Source organism: Acidovorax sp. BL-A-41-H1, from assembly GCF_051942715.1.
Map to the genome: position 1 here is coordinate 433,992 of NZ_JBPVJQ010000006.1, position 14,047 is coordinate 448,038.

A 14,047-nucleotide genomic window follows, 5' to 3' on the forward strand; every position below is an offset into this window, starting at 1 on the left:
TCGGCGTGAACGGTTTTGTGGTTTGCGGCCCTGCGCGACTGCGCAGCGCCAGTGCCCTCAGCGCACAGCTCCCCTTTGAGAGTCACGTCTATTTGCTATTGAAATAATAGCTATAAGTGCAATCAAATCAAGCGCTAGAAGCCGATTCGGCTTGTATTTTGCCTTTGTAGCCGTTTTCGGAGGCTAGAGCGCCGTCGCCGGCCCGCTCCACAGGTCGAGCGGCGGGTCGGCCGCCACCGCACGGAGGATGTCGGTGCGCGAGATGAAACCCGCCAGCACGCCGGCCTCGTCCGTCACGGGCAGCCCCGGCAGGCCGGTATCAAGCAGCACCGCAGCCACCCGGCGCAGGGCGGTGTCCGCCGCCACGGTAGGTACAGGGCTGAGCATCACTTCCGACACGGGGCGTCGGGCCAGCTCGATAGCCTGCTTGATGGCGCCCGGCTCGGGCAGCAGGTCCAGCGGGGCCATGTCGGCCCGCAGCAGCAGGCCGATCACGCGGCCCAACGCATCCACCACTGGGGCCTGCGCCACATGGTTTTCGGCCAGCGTCTGCCACGCATCGTTCACGCGGGTGTCGGGCGGCACGCTCAGGCCGCCCACAGTCATCACATCGCTCACGCGGGTGAGCGGCTGGCGGGCGGGCTGCGGGCCCTGTTCGGTCTGTGCATAGGCGCTCACCGCGTCCTGCATGCGCAGGTTGACAGATGGGCGCGCAGCGGCGGGCGAAGTGGCGGTGGGCAGGGCACCCGATGAACCGGGAAAGGGCGGGTCCTCTCCCTCCAGCGCGCGGGTGCGCAGGGCCTGCGGGCGCTGCACGCTGCGCACGGCAGAAATGCGCGACAGGTTTTCCGGGCCCCCGCGGAACATCTGGCCTGAAGGGCCGAACACAAAGAACATGGTCTCTCCTGTGGGTAGGCCGCGCCGCGCGGCCGCGTGAACACGCCATGCCCAGGTTATCGGCATGCGGGTGCTGTGGATGCAGGGGCAGTGTGTATCGGGGTTTTGCAAGCCGTGCGTGCTGCCCCATCCCGCGTGCCAACCCTTCTACACTGCCAGCCATTGTGTCCCCCATGGAGCCCCGCATGATCGACCGCGCCGCCATTGCCGCCGCACGCCAGAAGCTGTCTACCCGCCCGGGTTTTTTGCGCACCACGCCCCTCATGCGCCTGCCGGGCGCTGCGCTCGGGGTCAATTGCGCAGAGGTATGGCTCAAGCTGGAGCAGACGCAGGTCGGTGGCAGCTTCAAGGCCCGCGGCATGCTGTACCGCCTGCTGGCCAACCCGGTGCCCGACAGCGGCGTGATCATTGCATCCGGCGGCAACGCGGGCATTGCCGTGGCGGCTGCCGCGCAGGCTCTGGGCGTGCGCTGCGAGGTCTTCGTGCCCGAGGTATCGCCCGAGGCCAAGCGCGCGCGCCTGCGTGCGCTGGGGGCCGAGGTGGTGGTCACAGGCGCGGCCTATTCGCAGGCCTTCGAAGCCTGCGTAGAGCGCCAAAAGGCCACCGGCGCGCTGCAGGCCCATGCCTACGACCAGCCCGAGGTGGTGGCCGGCGCCGGCACGCTGGCGCTGGAAATGGAAGAGCAGGGCGGCCGCCTGCCCGACACCGTGCTGGTGAGCGTGGGCGGTGGCGGCCTGATCGGCGGCGTGGCCGCCTGGGTGCAAAGCCGCGCCCATGTGGTGGCGCTGGAGCCTGAGCGCGCACCCACCCTGCACGCCGCCCGCGCTGCGGGCCAGCCGGTGGACGTGGAAGTGGGCGGCCTGGCTGCCGATTCTCTCGGCGCCCGCCGCATCGGCAGCATCTGCTGGGACATCAGCCAGCGCCACGTGCACGACGCCCTGCTGCTGCCCGACGACGCCATCCGCGCCGCCCAGCTGTGGCTGTGGAAAGAGCTCAAACTGGCCGTGGAGCCCGCCGCGGCCCTGGGCCTTGCCGCACTGCAGACCGGCGCCTACCAGCCCCAGCCACAGGAGACAGTGGCCCTGATCCTGTGCGGCGCCAACTTCGATCCCGCCAGCCTCGCCTGACGGGCCCCCTGCTCGCTGCAACTGGTGCGCCTCATGCCAGCGCCCCCGCGCAAGGGCCGCCCCGCCGCGCCGGGGGCGTCCCCCTCGGGGGGGAAGGCGCGAAGCGACTCAGGGGGGGCCTAAAATAGTTTCATGCTTGACATCCTTCTTCTCCGCAAAGACCTCGACACCACCATCGCGCGTCTGGAAACCCGCAAAAAGCCCCAAGCCTTCTTGAACGTGGAAGCGTTCCAGGCCCTGGAATCCGAGCGCAAGACGCTGCAGACCCGCACCGAAGAACTGCAGGCCCAGCGTAACCAGCTCTCCAAGCAGGTCGGCATGCTGATGAGCCGGGGCGACAAGGACGGCGCCGAAGCCGCCAAGGCCCAGGTCGCAGCCGGCAAGGTGGAGCTGGAACAATCCGCCACCCGCCTGGAACAGATCCAGGCCGAGCTGCAGGCCATGCTGGCCGCCGTGCCCAATCTGCCGCATGCATCCGTGCCTGTGGGCAGCGACGAGCATGGCAACGTGGAAGTGCGCCGCTGGGGTACCCCCGCCACGTTTGAATTCGAGGTAAAGGACCACGTGGACGTGGGCACCCCGCTGGGCCTCGACTTCGACATGGGCGTCAAGGTCTCGGGCTCGCGCTTCACGGTGATGAAGGGCTCGATTGCCCGCCTGCACCGCGCCTTGAGCCAGTTCATGCTGGACGTGCAGACGGGCGAGCACGGCTACACCGAGTGCTATGTGCCCTATGCGGTCAATGCCGACTCGCTCAAGGGCACCGGCCAGCTGCCCAAGTTCGAAGGCGACCTGTTCGCCGCCAAGAAGGGCGGCCAGGATGGCGAGCCGGTGCCGGACAACGCGGCGCTGTACCTCATCCCCACCAGCGAAGTGCCGCTCACCAACTTTGTGCGCGACGTGGTGGTGGCCGAATCCGAACTGCCGATCAAGCTCACCGCCCACACGCCATGCTTCCGTTCTGAAGCCGGCAGCTATGGCCGCGACACGCGCGGCATGATCCGCCAGCACCAGTTCGACAAGGTCGAAATGGTGCAGATCGTGCACCCCGACCAAAGCTACGAAGCGCTGGAAGAGATGACCCGCCACGCTGAGGCCGTGCTGCAAAAGCTGGGCTTGCCCTACCGCGTGATGAGCCTGTGCACCGGCGACATGGGCTTTGGCGCTGCCAAGACCTACGACCTGGAAGTGTGGCTGCCTGCGCAGAACACCTACCGCGAGATCAGCTCGGTGAGCAACTGCGAAGCCTTCCAGTCGCGCCGCCTGCAGGCCCGCTTCAAGAACGCGCAGGGCAAGAACGAGCTGGTGCACACGCTGAACGGCTCAGGCCTGGCCGTGGGCCGTACGCTGGTGGCGGTGCTGGAGAACTATCAGCGGGCAGACGGAACCGTCGAGGTTCCGGCCGTTTTGCGGCCCTATATGGGGGGCGTCTCGGAGCTGGCGCCCGTAGCCTGATCTGACACACCCGACGTAGCCTCGCCCGGGGCACTGCAGGCAGGGCCTGCCCGCGGTCTCAAGAACGTGGGCAGGCCCTCGTGTTTTGCGGGCTGCCATGGCAACGGTCTGCGGATTCGGGACAATGTGGGCATGACCTCTCCCGACATCACTCCTGCTGACACCGCCGCCACCGGCACCCCCATCCGCCTCACCCAGTACAGCCACGGCGCAGGCTGCGGCTGCAAGATCAGCCCCAAGGTGCTCGACGTGATTCTGGCGGGCAGTGGCGCCCAGCACCTGGACCCGCGCCTGTGGGTGGGCAATGCATCGCGCGACGACGCGGCTGTGTACGCGCTGGACGACGAGCGCGGCGTGGTCTCCACCACCGACTTTTTCATGCCCATCGTCGACGACCCGTTCGACTTTGGCCGCATTGCTGCCACGAATGCTATCAGCGACATTTACGCCATGGGCGCCGACCCCCTCATGGCCATTGCCATCCTGGGCTGGCCGGTGAACGTGCTGCCCCCCGAGGTGGCGCGCGATGTGGTGCGCGGTGGCCGCGCGGTGTGCGATGCCGCAGGCATCCCGCTGGCAGGCGGGCATTCCATCGACGCGCCCGAGCCCATCTTCGGCCTGGCCGTGACGGGCGTGGTGAACCGGCGGGACATGAAGCGCAACGACACCGCCACGGCGGGCAGCCGGCTGTACCTCACCAAGCCGCTGGGTATCGGCATCTTCACCACGGCGGAAAAGAAGGCCCTGCTGCGCCCGCAGGATGTGGGCGTGGCGCGCGACGTGATGTGCACGCTGAACAAGCCCGGGAGCCGCTTTGGCAAGCTGGCGGCCGTGACGGCGATGACCGACGTGACGGGCTTCGGCCTGCTGGGGCACCTGGTCGAGATGGCCGACGGCAGCGGGCTCACCGCCGTCATCGACACCGCTGCCGTGCCCCGCCTGCCGGGCGTGGAGCATTACCTGGAGCAGGGCTGCGTGCCCGGCGGCACCCTGCGCAATTTCGACAGCTACGGTGCCCGTATTGCCCCGCTGGCCGATGCGCAAAAGCATTTGCTGTGCGACCCCCAGACCAGCGGCGGCCTGCTGGTGGCCGTGGCACCGGAAGGTGAGGGCGAATTCCTGGCCGTAGCGGCCGGGTTGGGCCTGCAACTGAGCCCCATCGGTGAGCTGGTCGCAAAGCGGCCCCCGGCGGTCGAGTTCCGCTGATGGCCGAGAACCTCAGCGACTTCCGGCACATTTTTCTGAACGATGTGCCCATGATGGACGTGCGCGCGCCCGTCGAGTTTGGCCAGGGCGCCTTCCCTGGTGTGGTCAACCTGCCGCTGATGGACGACGACGAGCGCAAGAAGGTCGGCACCTGCTACAAGCAGCAGGGCCAGCAGGCTGCCATTGCGCTGGGCCATTCGCTTGTGTCTGGCGGCATCAAACGTGCGCGCATTGCCGCCTGGGCGGCTTTTGCGCAGGCCCATCCGCAAGGCGTGCTGTACTGTTTTCGCGGCGGGCTGCGCTCGCAGATCAGCCAGCAGTGGCTGCAGGCTGAGGCCGGCATTGCCTACCCGCGCGTCATCGGCGGCTACAAGGCCATGCGCAGCTTTCTGCTGGAGACCACGCAGGCCGCAGCGCAGGAGTGCGACTTCGTCGTGCTCAGCGGCTCCACCGGTACGGGCAAGACGGAGGTGATTGCCGACCTCCCCCACGGCATCGACCTGGAGGGCCACGCCAACCATCGGGGCTCCAGCTTCGGGCAGCGCACCACGGCGCAGCCGGCACAGATCGATTTCGAGAACCAGCTGGCCATCGACTTCCTGAAGAAGCGCGCGCGCGGCCATGCGCGGTTTGTGCTGGAAGACGAAGGCAAGCATGTAGGCAGCCGTGCGGTACCGCTAGAGCTGCGCCTGCGCCTGGAGCAGGCGCCCATCGTGTACCTGCAAGACACGTTCGAAGCGCGCGTGGAGCGCATCCTGCGCGACTACGTGGTGCTGCAGTGCGCTGACTTCGCAGCAATGCTGGGGCCTGAAGCGGGCTTTGAAGCCTATGCCGCACGCCTGCTGGCCAGCCTGGACAAGCTGGCGCGCCGCCTAGGCGGCGACCTGCATCAGCGCCTGCGTGCGGTGATGCAGGCCGCGCTGGTGCAGCAGCAACAGAGCGATGCCAATGTGGGGCTGCATCTCGAATGGATCACTGAGCTGCTCAGGCACTACTACGACCCCATGTACGCCTACCAGCGCCAAAGCCGCGCAGAGCGCATCGTGTTCGAGGGTGAAAGGGCTGCGGTTATGGATTACCTGCGTGAGCTCGGCTCAGGGACCGCCCTCTGAAGACGAGGCGGCCGGCCAGTAGAGGAATGTTGGCTCGATGCCCACATCATGGGCCTACTGCCGCTGGCTGATCTGGTGCCCACCAAATCTGGCTATAATCGCAGGCTTCGACACACAGGAGAGGTGGCAGAGTGGTCGAATGTACCTGACTCGAAATCAGGCGTGGTAGCAGTATCACCGTGGGTTCGAATCCCACCCTCTCCGCCAGTATCAAGGCCCGGTAGCTATTTAATCGATAGCACCGGGTCTTTTTCTTTGTGGCGTGCTGGTAAAAATTTGGACAACTAGCCAATTCGCCGCACAGCGCTAGTCGCGGCTTCAATGCTCAAATGGCTGTAGCGCTGAGTGCTGCGGCTGTCTTTGTGGCCTAGCACCTTGCCGATGGTGTAGAGATCCACCCCCGCTTTCAGCATCGCACTGGCCGTGCTGTGGCGCAGGTCGTGAAAGTGCAGCATGGGCAATCCTGCTGCGTCACGGGCCTTGCACCAGTTCTGCTGAATGGTAACTTTTGGACAGGGCCTAAACCTTCTGGCGCAAACTGCCACCTTCGGGTGGATGGGTACGTGCCGGGGCTCTCCGTTCTTCGTGTCTGTCAATATCCACGCTTGGCCCAGCGGCACGGCCCGCAGGATCTCCGACAGCCTCATGCCCGAATAGAACGCCATGCGGATTGCCATGCGCGTGATGCGGTGCCGGGTCAGCCTGGCTATCTGCAGCATGGTCTTTCTGTCCACGTAGTGCTGCCGCTCGTTCTTCACTTCGGGCACCACCACCTTCTCCCCCGGATCGTGTTCGCAGTAGTCGTGGTGCTTCCACGCATACCGGCAAGCCGCCGTCAGATACCGGATGCGGTTCCGAATGGATGCGGGCTTTAGTGGCTTGCCTTTCTCGGTCACGGCCTTCTGCGCGTACTCCCGGCAGACGGCGGGCAACTCGGACAGGTTCCTGCCTTGATAGACCCAATAGATCAGGGCCAACTCTCGCGCGACGTTGGCCCCTTGTTTCAGCTTTGGCGCTCGCTCCGTCAGGTAACAAGCGACAGCGTCTTCGATGCTTCTTTCGGGCTTCTCGACTCCTGCAGCTGTCGCATAAAGCCGTGAGGATTCTTGCCGGTCGTAGGCGTCAGCTTGGGCGCGAGTCCACGTTTTCGGAAGAGCTTTTGTAGCGCGGACTCGCTCGCCATTGATACGGCGCGAGAACTCGAAAACGTAGCACCCGCGCTCTTTGTCTTTGTAGATCGACATGACAGCTTGAACTCCATGAGGTCGGGCTCGTCAAAGATGACCCGTTTGCCGATGCGGACGCACGGGATCGGGCCGTGTGGGGCGGCAAGTGTATAGACCTGCCGCTTGGATACCTGCAAGAACGCTGCTGCTTCTTGTGCGGTCATCTTGTTCTCCTAGTTTCTGGTTCTGCAGTAATCGCACTCGGAAATAGCCAAGCGCAGCGGCGCGCCACATGAAGTGCAGTGCTTTTTCATGCTTTTCGTCATGTAGAGGCTGTCCAGCTTCATCTGCACATCAAACGAACGCCGGAAAGCCGCTCTCAAAAGCTCTAGATGCCCGTCGCCCTCTTCTGCTGTCATCTCATTCCCCAATGAAAAAAGCCCCTCGTCGGGGCTCAGTGAAAATTCTTGCTCGGCTGGTCGTCGTCGTCCCGCTCTGGCAGTTCGTCGTCGTCGGCATCCCTGTCGTCTTGCCAGCGGTCGTGCTTGTCGCCGCGTTCGCGCGCTCTACGTGACATTTGCTCTCTCCTTATTTCCTCGCACCGCTCACGCACAAGTCTGCGGGCGTCTGGTTTGGATGCAAACCACCGGAATAGCGGCCTGCTGCTGTCTTGCATCAGGGGCGGCGCGGGCCATCCCGTCATGATTCGGCAAGCCGCGCCTTTGCTGCGGCGATTGCTGCTTGAGATGATGGTGGGTAGCACCCTGCTGTTTTCAGCGCCTCCAGCATCTGCCGGATCAGTGCATCGTCTTGCTTGCGCACCTCGGCTTCAACCGCGCGGGCAATGATCTCAAAAGCCCGCATCGACACAAAGTTCAGCGCTCCGTTGTCGGCTCTGCGCATCTCGGTGAGTCGTTCAGGTGTCAGCATGTGGCTTTCCTTTGATGCAGGCCGCAGGAGTCTTCCCCCGCAGCACATCGACTGTTGTGATGAACCCAACGCCAGCGAAGATGAATAGGGCCACGGACAGAGCCGCAAGTGAGGCCGACTGAAATCCGTCCTTGAGCCCTTGTTTGAATCTGCGCGTGTTCATGTTGGCTCTCCTTTGGTGATGCCGTGCATGTGCTCGACTTCGCGCACTAGCCACGCGATGACGGGAACCTCTACGTTGGTCAACCCGTCACGGCATGACAGTGCGCCGATCTGCTCATCCGACAGCGGCTCCCGCACTGGTGGTGCGGTGAAGACGGCGTGCCATACGTTGATGTCCAGTTCTTCGGCGCGCTTGGTTGCAGCGAATTCCTCTTTAGGCCCCATTCGCAAATGCCCGACCGGCTCCCCCGCTGGTGTGGGTGTGCCCCACTTTGCAAGGACTGCGCGGGCAATTTGCACGAACTCATCTGTGTCACAGAACAGGATGAACTGCTCTGCTACTGCAAAATCAATCAGGTCTTTGTCGGTCGGTGTCATGGCTTGTCTCCTTGTGCAGCCAAAGGCTTGAGCCATTGAGCATCAAAGTCACGCATGGCTTTGTCGGGGTTGTCGCCAAACCCAGCCACGCCGTTTTGCAGATCGTCCCCGTACAGAGCACACCACTGATTGCCATCTATCGACAGCACAGGGCGGAAAATAGCGCTTGGACGCTGCTGCTCAATTGCTGCGCTGGCGTATTCGTTAGCAACGCCCTGCATGACGTGGTGCGCCATCCCGAAGGACTCGCGCAATACGTTTTCTATCGCCTGCCCAACGTCGCCGCCACTGATGCGGCTGCGGACAGCATCAAAGATTGGTTGATACGAGTCCATCACACACCTCCTTGTGCAGGCAAAGCTGCGTCGATTCGTGGCAGCAGGTTGTTTGGTAGATCGTCATCGCGGGTGAAGCACGCTGCTACCTCGCGGAGCAGGTTGCGCATGGCTTCAAGCTGCTGTTCTAGGTAGGCAACCCTCTCGTTCAGTAGCTCAATGGTCACTACATCGTGAGCAGATTGCAGTCCTTGGATTGCCTCGGGCTGGGGTGCTGCCCAAACAACCTCATCCGGGCGCATGGCTTTGATCGTGCCATCGTTCATCAAGTAGTCGTTGATTCCCGTGCTGCCGCCGTACCCCATAGGCTTTACCGCCGCTGCCTCGGGCTGGGGTGCTGCTTCAAACAGTGCCTCCAGGCCGCTTGCTGCCTGCCGCACCTTGGCTGCGCGCTCAGGTCGCTGCTGCAATGTTCTGTCGGTTTCACCCAGCAGCTCCCACAAAACATGCAAGGCGTGGCGCACAGCATCCGGCACCGCTGGCACTGCCGGGGCCTGTGCCTCCAGCTCAGTGACGCGAGCGTGGAGGCGCAACAACTCGTCTGCGGCGGCGGCTATGGCTCGCGCATCTGCTTCAGATGCACACATGGTGTCGCTGATGCGTTCGGCAAGCTTTATCGCTTCGGGTTGTGTGGTGTCTGTCATGTCTGTTGCTCCAATGCCCATTGAATGATCTCGCTCGCCTCTTTGAGCGCCACCCGCAGCGCGGCAAGCTCGCGGTATCTGCGAATTTCCTCGCTTGATTCCATTGCCCGCACGCCTTGCAGGAACTCGACTTGCTGCTCAGCTTGCAAAGCGCGGCGCTTCCATTGCTTCAATGTCGGCTCGCGTGGCTCTGTCATGGCTTACCCCGCCAGCTGATGACGCACGACACGCGGGAAGGGGTTGTGTGCTGTGGGCTCATTCGATGCCAGGCGCGCAACGTCCGGCCCACTCAGGAATGCTGATTCCTTGTGGTCTGTTGCTTTGATGTAGTCCACCTCCACCCGCGCGGTATCCACCAGCACCGAGGCAACTTGCGCGACAGCTCGGGCGCGGTCGGGCTCCATGGGGTTCTCGCGGTCTGACAAGCCCTTGAGCGTGCCCATGAGGATTTCGCGCAGTTCGGTGATGTTCGGGGTCATGCTGTTTCCTTCGATTCTTTTTTGATGCGGTTTAGCTGGCGCGAGATTGCGCTCTTCAATTGATAGATCGGCACCAGTTCGGGGTGGTGGTTCATCGGGTGATTGCGGTGTGCGTGTTCCACCCGGCTAATGCACTCCAGCCGATCCAGAGTGATTTCTTCTTCTTTCGTGGTGTACTGACCCGGCTTGAAAACCACGATGTGTTCATCCGGGACTGGGCCGTTTGCTTGCTCCCACACCATGCGATGCACGCGCACCCAGATGCTCGGCTCGGCCACCTTCTTTTCGAGATACATCCGGGCCTTTGGAAACTGCGGCGTTGCTCCCCGTAGCCGGGTTGTGCCAATCGGCACTGCGTGCGGCGCGCCTAGCCCATTGCGGTACAGGCCACGGCCTAGCACTGGATCAAACCCCCGCATCCCTTTGTTCCAAGGCACAAGCCCGGGCTTGAACTGGTGTTTTGTGTCGAAGTTCACAGCCCTGCGCTGCGCCACCTCGCGCAGGATCTTCTTGGACTTCTTCACGCCCAACAAACACGCCCGCGATATCAGATCGGCGTGATTGATCCCGAGAAACTCCATGATCTCGTCGTTGTGCATGTCGGCATAGATCAGCGTGATGATCTCGTCCAGCACCCGCCATCTGTCTGTGCTGCGGCCCTTTGCTCCTGGTGCTTTCTTCACCTTCAACTCAAAGGCTTTTTGCTGCACTTGCAGTTCACGTTTTCCAAGGTGTGCCGCAATAGATTTCGTGCTGCTGTTGGGGTAATGCTCTCTGACGTAGGCGAGCATTTCCGGCGTCCATGTGCTTGCTTTTGGCATGGTCGTAAAAAAGCCCGCTGTAGCGGGCCTGTGTGGGGGTGGGGTTACTTGATGCCCTTGCGGAGCATTTCGTCTAACTGATCCTTGGCGAACTTCTCAATCAACTCGCCCACAGTTGTGTGGGCCATCACCGCCGCCATCTTTAGCTTCTGGTGAAGTTCCTTGGATACGTTGACGGTTAGTCGACGGTCGCCTTCTGGCGCATGAAAGCTACGTTTTGTCATGCTCGTGCCTTTCGTTAGGTGATGCTCAGTCGGTCTTTGCGCACGATCCGCGCACCCGCTACAGCCTCGCCAGCCTTGATTGCGGCCTTGATCTTGGCCTTGCTAGGGGTGGGTGGCTTCGGGTCATTGCAGAGCGCTGGAGGGAACTTCGAATCGGCGTCAATCTCCACAGACTCATCGCGCTCAAGGTAGAGCTTTGCGCCGAATAATCCAAGCTCGTGCTTGACCTCGGTGATGCCCGTCGCCTTCATGCAGTCGGCCAGGTACGCTTCAAAGCGCTCTAGCCGCTTTTCCCGCGCCTCCACCTTTGCCAGCATGTCTTTCAACATCGCCTTAGCACTGGCAAGGGTTGCGGCTTCTTCCTTGGCGTATGCCACGCAGGCAATTGCCTTGCTTTGGAAAAGCTCGCGGCTCTCGGTGTAGCTTTCAATGATCTCGCCGGTGTCTGCATCAATCTGGTTGACCGACTCGCGCACGGCCTGCGCCGCGTCAAATAGTGTGATTGCTGTCATTTCTCCCCCATGAAAGAAGAAGGCCAGCGACTTGTGCAGTGCTGGCCTTGGGTTGCCGGGTCATCTCCCGGCGCTTTGCGATGTACTTTGCGTGTGCCCTGGCTCTTGCAGCCTTGCCCTTGGGCGTGAGAGCGTAGGCTTTGTAATCGCTGACTGGCATGTCACCATGGAATGTCATCGGCCATGCTGTCGAAGCCGGACGATGCTGGGTGTCCAGCTGGTGGACCGCCTGCGCTGCCTTCATTGCGCGGTGCGGCTGGGCGCGCGCCCTTCAGTGGGCGATGGCGCAGGCCATCAACCATCTTTGCCAGTGCGACAGGCTGCGTCTTCTTGTCCAGAATCTCGCTGGCTGTCAGTTCGGTGTTTGCCTGAAACACGTTCTTGAGAACCATCCGTGTGCCCACGCTGCCGTCCTGCTTTTCGTAATCCTCGGTTTCCAGCAACACGCCGATGGGCTTGTGCAGGTCGGGGAACAGCGTGCCGTCCTCCTGCACCTCCTTCTTGGCTTCGTAGTCGTAGCGTGTGACCTTGCCGGGTGCTGGCTTGATGCCGCGCAGTTGCATACACGTCATGATGGCCATCAGCGTGTCGTAGCCTTGATAACGCTCGCCATCTGCGCTCGTGGTGTAGATCGCCAGATTCGCCTTCTGTCCGGATGCGCTCTTGAAGATGAACGAGACTCCGCGCCCGCCCTTCTTCGTGACAATGTCCTGAGCCTGGATGAACTCGCCAACGTACTTGCCAAGTTCTTTGATGGTTGCGCCTGCGGTGTCTGCGTGGCGTGCTGCTTGTGTGTCTAGTGCGTACATGGTGGTTTGCTTTCGTCGTTAAAAAATCAGGCTGTTTCTGTGATGCCGTAGAAGTCGCAAATGGCTGCGTCCACGGCGGCTAGGTCGTTGGGGATGTGTTGGTCTGCAAACATGTCGATAGGCGACTTGCAGCAGTCCTGCCCGTTTGTCTGCGTGGCAAACAGGTACTGGCCGTTGATGATCTCGGTGCGCAGAACGATGGTGAAATAGCCTTCTGGCACCAGCGTCTGGTCAACCATCTTTCCCACCGTTTTCATGCGCACCTGGCCGAAGTCGTCGGTTTGCGTGTGGGCCATGATGTAAACCCGTCGATGCTCTGGCCGCGCCCCAGCTGCTTGGAACACGTTGAAGGCGTGCTTGCCAATGTCGGTGAACTTCTCGTATCCCTTTTCGCTACTGCGGGTCATGAGTTCGTCCACCATCACAGCTTGGTAGTCGTCAACCACGATCACGTCATGGGGTGCGGTGCGCAGGATCTTTTCGATCACCACCGGGTCACTGGTCTGGATCACGTTGCCCTCTCCCTTGAGAGTGACGCGTGTTACCCAGCCCTTAGTGCGGAATGGGAGGGGTTTCTTGATGCACTGGATCAGCAGGGTTCGCGCTGGGTCCAGATTGCGCAGGCTGGTGCTCTTGCCGCTGCCGCTGTTGCCCAGAATCAATGTGGCGATGCTCATAGGTGTGTCCTCGGTGTGATTGGTCTAAATCCATTTGTGCGCAGGCCATAGCCTCGTCACACGATTCGCGCAGGGTTGGGTGCATGTCTGCCTCACTTGCTACGGGCCAATAAAAAAGCCCGCCGGAAAGCTCGCAGCGGGCTGTCAAAAGTGCGGTATGCGCGATACAGCTGATAAAGCTCTATCAAGAAGCTCATGTGAACCCCCACACTGCAAAGCTCACTACAGACAGTGATGCAATGGCGACAAGGCCCAGCAGGCATTCAAGGGCTAGCTGCTCTGCGGGGGTCATGGCTTCACCTCCGCTACTGTGTAAACCTTGCCACGCTTTGGCGAGCAGGTTACGGTCTTGTCGTCAATCCACTCATGCACAGCACCCGGCCCGCACACCTGTCGGCCAGCAAACTCGCGGCTAGCCTTCGCCGCTTCCTCCTGCTGCACCGCTGCAAGATCGCTTGATTGCGCCCACTCGCTGGCGTGGTCGGTGTTATCCAAGTGCTGCGCCAAAAAGAAAGCCGCAAAGATTGCGGCTAGGTAGAGGGCGGTGGAGTAGTTGGGGTGGGTCATGGTGTCTCCCTTGCTGCGAGCATTGCGTCTGCTTGCTCATAGGCCGCTGCGGCGTAATGGCGCAACGACCGGTACTCCGTACCCGAAACCATTTTTGGAGTCTTGTTGCTGTTTGACAGCATTCCGGTTAGTGCTGCGGCAGCAAAGTAGTCGCGCAGGGTCATGCCTTCGCTGTGCCCCGATGGGCTGATGCCATGTGCGTACTGCTTGCAGGGAAACGCTGGCCCGCCGTTGTTTGTGTTGCTCATTCGTCCACCTCCGCTGTGTGATAACCATGCTTGTCTGCCAGTGCCTTAACCACTGCAATGCACGATGGCACCCCAGCAGCGCAGCCGTCCATCAGTGCCGCCATAACCTGGGCGTCGTGGTCGCGGTAGCTCAGGCCGTCTAGCAGCCTGTCGTACTTGCCCATGCGGGCTTCGATGACAGCGATTGCAGCCAATCGGGCTTCCTCGCGCTGCATCAGTTCATCGCGCTTTGCAATGCGGTCGTATTCGGCCGCGCAATGGGCCATGTCGATCTCGAAGCTCATGTGATTGCTCCATG

At 62.1% G+C, this 14,047-nt stretch carries 22 protein-coding genes, 1 tRNA gene and 1 pseudogene; 5 read left to right on the plus strand and 19 right to left on the minus strand.

Translation table 11 applies throughout. The annotated features are described in order from the left end of the window. Positions 1–183: 183 nt before the first annotated feature. A complete protein-coding gene (locus tag ACTPOI_RS15145) occupies positions 184–897 on the minus strand; it encodes a CBS domain-containing protein (RefSeq protein WP_440110220.1) in 714 nt (237 codons plus the stop codon). 185 nt (positions 898–1,082) lie between these two features. Between ACTPOI_RS15145 and ACTPOI_RS15150 the strand changes: the two genes are divergently transcribed. From ACTPOI_RS15150 to ACTPOI_RS15170, 5 genes are all read left to right on the plus strand, one after another. Beyond that, the gene (locus ACTPOI_RS15150) at positions 1,083–2,024 is read left to right on the plus strand and encodes a threonine/serine dehydratase (protein WP_440110222.1); all 942 of its coding nucleotides are present in this window, start codon (positions 1,083–1,085) and stop codon (positions 2,022–2,024) included. 132 nt (positions 2,025–2,156) lie between these two features. After that, complete coding sequence (gene serS / locus ACTPOI_RS15155) at positions 2,157–3,479, plus strand: serine--tRNA ligase (protein ID WP_440110224.1); 1,323 nt, start codon at positions 2,157–2,159, stop codon at positions 3,477–3,479. Positions 3,480–3,611: 132 nt separating this feature from the next. Then, a complete protein-coding gene (selD, locus tag ACTPOI_RS15160; protein WP_440110225.1) occupies positions 3,612–4,685 on the plus strand; it encodes a selenide, water dikinase SelD in 1,074 nt (357 codons plus the stop codon). Continuing rightward, entirely contained in the window at positions 4,685–5,797 is a 1,113-nt protein-coding gene (gene mnmH, locus ACTPOI_RS15165) for a tRNA 2-selenouridine(34) synthase MnmH (protein ID WP_440110227.1), read from the plus strand. Before selD ends, mnmH begins: the two co-directional genes overlap by 1 nt. 117 nt (positions 5,798–5,914) lie before the next feature. Further along, a tRNA-Ser gene (locus tag ACTPOI_RS15170) sits at positions 5,915–6,004 on the plus strand. A gap of 77 nt (positions 6,005–6,081) precedes the next feature. Here the strand turns inward: ACTPOI_RS15170 and ACTPOI_RS15175 are convergent. From ACTPOI_RS15175 to ACTPOI_RS15260, 18 genes and pseudogenes are all read right to left on the minus strand, one after another. After that, complete coding sequence (locus tag ACTPOI_RS15175; protein WP_440110229.1) at positions 6,082–7,041, minus strand: tyrosine-type recombinase/integrase; 960 nt, start codon at positions 7,039–7,041, stop codon at positions 6,082–6,084. Between the two features lie 59 nt (positions 7,042–7,100). Beyond that, positions 7,101–7,187 (minus strand): annotated as a pseudogene (locus ACTPOI_RS15180) (hypothetical protein); the annotation flags it as partial. Between the two features lie 230 nt (positions 7,188–7,417). Continuing rightward, positions 7,418–7,540, minus strand: a complete 123-nt coding sequence (locus ACTPOI_RS15185) for a hypothetical protein (protein ID WP_440110231.1) — start codon at positions 7,538–7,540, stop codon at positions 7,418–7,420. Positions 7,541–7,662: 122 nt separating this feature from the next. After that, positions 7,663–7,893, minus strand: coding sequence for a hypothetical protein (locus ACTPOI_RS15190; protein WP_440110233.1), 231 nt, complete (start codon positions 7,891–7,893; stop codon positions 7,663–7,665). Next, entirely contained in the window at positions 7,880–8,056 is a 177-nt protein-coding gene (locus ACTPOI_RS15195) for a hypothetical protein (RefSeq protein ID WP_440110235.1), read from the minus strand. The genes ACTPOI_RS15190 and ACTPOI_RS15195 overlap by 14 nt, the downstream gene beginning before the upstream one ends. Then, the gene (locus ACTPOI_RS15200) at positions 8,053–8,433 is read right to left on the minus strand and encodes a hypothetical protein (protein ID WP_440110237.1); all 381 of its coding nucleotides are present in this window, start codon (positions 8,431–8,433) and stop codon (positions 8,053–8,055) included. Before ACTPOI_RS15200 ends, ACTPOI_RS15195 begins: the two co-directional genes overlap by 4 nt. After that, the gene (locus ACTPOI_RS15205) at positions 8,430–8,768 is read right to left on the minus strand and encodes a hypothetical protein (protein WP_440110239.1); all 339 of its coding nucleotides are present in this window, start codon (positions 8,766–8,768) and stop codon (positions 8,430–8,432) included. The genes ACTPOI_RS15200 and ACTPOI_RS15205 overlap by 4 nt, the downstream gene beginning before the upstream one ends. Continuing rightward, positions 8,768–9,412, minus strand: coding sequence for a hypothetical protein (locus ACTPOI_RS15210; RefSeq protein ID WP_440110241.1), 645 nt, complete (start codon positions 9,410–9,412; stop codon positions 8,768–8,770). The genes ACTPOI_RS15205 and ACTPOI_RS15210 overlap by 1 nt, the downstream gene beginning before the upstream one ends. Further along, positions 9,409–9,609, minus strand: a complete 201-nt coding sequence (locus ACTPOI_RS15215; protein WP_440110243.1) for a hypothetical protein — start codon at positions 9,607–9,609, stop codon at positions 9,409–9,411. The genes ACTPOI_RS15210 and ACTPOI_RS15215 overlap by 4 nt, the downstream gene beginning before the upstream one ends. A 3-nt stretch (positions 9,610–9,612) precedes the next feature. Beyond that, a complete protein-coding gene (locus ACTPOI_RS15220; protein ID WP_440110245.1) occupies positions 9,613–9,891 on the minus strand; it encodes a hypothetical protein in 279 nt (92 codons plus the stop codon). Continuing rightward, a complete protein-coding gene (locus ACTPOI_RS15225; RefSeq protein WP_440110247.1) occupies positions 9,888–10,682 on the minus strand; it encodes an HNH endonuclease in 795 nt (264 codons plus the stop codon). Before ACTPOI_RS15225 ends, ACTPOI_RS15220 begins: the two co-directional genes overlap by 4 nt. Positions 10,683–10,756: 74 nt before the next feature. After that, entirely contained in the window at positions 10,757–10,936 is a 180-nt protein-coding gene (locus ACTPOI_RS15230) for a hypothetical protein (protein WP_440110249.1), read from the minus strand. A 14-nt stretch (positions 10,937–10,950) separates the two neighbouring features. Next, positions 10,951–11,448, minus strand: coding sequence for a siphovirus Gp157 family protein (locus ACTPOI_RS15235; RefSeq protein WP_440110251.1), 498 nt, complete (start codon positions 11,446–11,448; stop codon positions 10,951–10,953). A gap of 161 nt (positions 11,449–11,609) precedes the next feature. Next, a complete protein-coding gene (locus ACTPOI_RS15240; protein ID WP_440110253.1) occupies positions 11,610–12,257 on the minus strand; it encodes a hypothetical protein in 648 nt (215 codons plus the stop codon). Positions 12,258–12,283: 26 nt separating this feature from the next. Continuing rightward, positions 12,284–12,934, minus strand: a complete 651-nt coding sequence (locus tag ACTPOI_RS15245) for an ATP-binding protein (RefSeq protein WP_440110255.1) — start codon at positions 12,932–12,934, stop codon at positions 12,284–12,286. Between the two features lie 288 nt (positions 12,935–13,222). Beyond that, positions 13,223–13,501 (minus strand): hypothetical protein, encoded by a 279-nt coding sequence (locus ACTPOI_RS15250; protein ID WP_440110257.1) that lies wholly within the window; start codon positions 13,499–13,501, stop codon positions 13,223–13,225. After that, positions 13,498–13,749, minus strand: a complete 252-nt coding sequence (locus ACTPOI_RS15255; RefSeq protein WP_440110259.1) for a hypothetical protein — start codon at positions 13,747–13,749, stop codon at positions 13,498–13,500. The genes ACTPOI_RS15250 and ACTPOI_RS15255 overlap by 4 nt, the downstream gene beginning before the upstream one ends. After that, positions 13,746–14,033 carry a hypothetical protein gene (locus ACTPOI_RS15260; RefSeq protein ID WP_440110261.1) on the minus strand — a complete coding sequence of 96 codons (288 nt, stop codon included), beginning with the start codon at positions 14,031–14,033 and terminating at the stop codon, positions 13,746–13,748. The genes ACTPOI_RS15255 and ACTPOI_RS15260 overlap by 4 nt, the downstream gene beginning before the upstream one ends. Positions 14,034–14,047: the final 14 nt, after the last annotated feature.

What these genes read in the sequence shown, in the direction of transcription:
- ACTPOI_RS15145 (WP_440110220.1), bottom strand. Translation starts at nt 897, where the DNA reads ATGTTCTTTGTGTTCGGCCCTTCAGGCCAGATGTTCCGCGGGGGCCCG.
- ACTPOI_RS15150 (WP_440110222.1), top strand. Translation starts at nt 1,083, where the DNA reads ATGATCGACCGCGCCGCCATTGCCGCCGCACGCCAGAAGCTGTCTACC.
- serS (WP_440110224.1), top strand. Translation starts at nt 2,157, where the DNA reads ATGCTTGACATCCTTCTTCTCCGCAAAGACCTCGACACCACCATCGCG.
- selD (WP_440110225.1), top strand. Translation starts at nt 3,612, where the DNA reads ATGACCTCTCCCGACATCACTCCTGCTGACACCGCCGCCACCGGCACC.
- mnmH (WP_440110227.1), top strand. Translation starts at nt 4,685, where the DNA reads ATGGCCGAGAACCTCAGCGACTTCCGGCACATTTTTCTGAACGATGTG.
- ACTPOI_RS15175 (WP_440110229.1), bottom strand. Translation starts at nt 7,041, where the DNA reads ATGTCGATCTACAAAGACAAAGAGCGCGGGTGCTACGTTTTCGAGTTC.
- ACTPOI_RS15185 (WP_440110231.1), bottom strand. Translation starts at nt 7,540, where the DNA reads ATGTCACGTAGAGCGCGCGAACGCGGCGACAAGCACGACCGCTGGCAA.
- ACTPOI_RS15190 (WP_440110233.1), bottom strand. Translation starts at nt 7,893, where the DNA reads ATGCTGACACCTGAACGACTCACCGAGATGCGCAGAGCCGACAACGGA.
- ACTPOI_RS15195 (WP_440110235.1), bottom strand. Translation starts at nt 8,056, where the DNA reads ATGAACACGCGCAGATTCAAACAAGGGCTCAAGGACGGATTTCAGTCG.
- ACTPOI_RS15200 (WP_440110237.1), bottom strand. Translation starts at nt 8,433, where the DNA reads ATGACACCGACCGACAAAGACCTGATTGATTTTGCAGTAGCAGAGCAG.
- ACTPOI_RS15205 (WP_440110239.1), bottom strand. Translation starts at nt 8,768, where the DNA reads ATGGACTCGTATCAACCAATCTTTGATGCTGTCCGCAGCCGCATCAGT.
- ACTPOI_RS15210 (WP_440110241.1), bottom strand. Translation starts at nt 9,412, where the DNA reads ATGACAGACACCACACAACCCGAAGCGATAAAGCTTGCCGAACGCATC.
- ACTPOI_RS15215 (WP_440110243.1), bottom strand. Translation starts at nt 9,609, where the DNA reads ATGACAGAGCCACGCGAGCCGACATTGAAGCAATGGAAGCGCCGCGCT.
- ACTPOI_RS15220 (WP_440110245.1), bottom strand. Translation starts at nt 9,891, where the DNA reads ATGACCCCGAACATCACCGAACTGCGCGAAATCCTCATGGGCACGCTC.
- ACTPOI_RS15225 (WP_440110247.1), bottom strand. Translation starts at nt 10,682, where the DNA reads ATGCTCGCCTACGTCAGAGAGCATTACCCCAACAGCAGCACGAAATCT.
- ACTPOI_RS15230 (WP_440110249.1), bottom strand. Translation starts at nt 10,936, where the DNA reads ATGACAAAACGTAGCTTTCATGCGCCAGAAGGCGACCGTCGACTAACC.
- ACTPOI_RS15235 (WP_440110251.1), bottom strand. Translation starts at nt 11,448, where the DNA reads ATGACAGCAATCACACTATTTGACGCGGCGCAGGCCGTGCGCGAGTCG.
- ACTPOI_RS15240 (WP_440110253.1), bottom strand. Translation starts at nt 12,257, where the DNA reads ATGTACGCACTAGACACACAAGCAGCACGCCACGCAGACACCGCAGGC.
- ACTPOI_RS15245 (WP_440110255.1), bottom strand. Translation starts at nt 12,934, where the DNA reads ATGAGCATCGCCACATTGATTCTGGGCAACAGCGGCAGCGGCAAGAGC.
- ACTPOI_RS15250 (WP_440110257.1), bottom strand. Translation starts at nt 13,501, where the DNA reads ATGACCCACCCCAACTACTCCACCGCCCTCTACCTAGCCGCAATCTTT.
- ACTPOI_RS15255 (WP_440110259.1), bottom strand. Translation starts at nt 13,749, where the DNA reads ATGAGCAACACAAACAACGGCGGGCCAGCGTTTCCCTGCAAGCAGTAC.
- ACTPOI_RS15260 (WP_440110261.1), bottom strand. Translation starts at nt 14,033, where the DNA reads ATGAGCTTCGAGATCGACATGGCCCATTGCGCGGCCGAATACGACCGC.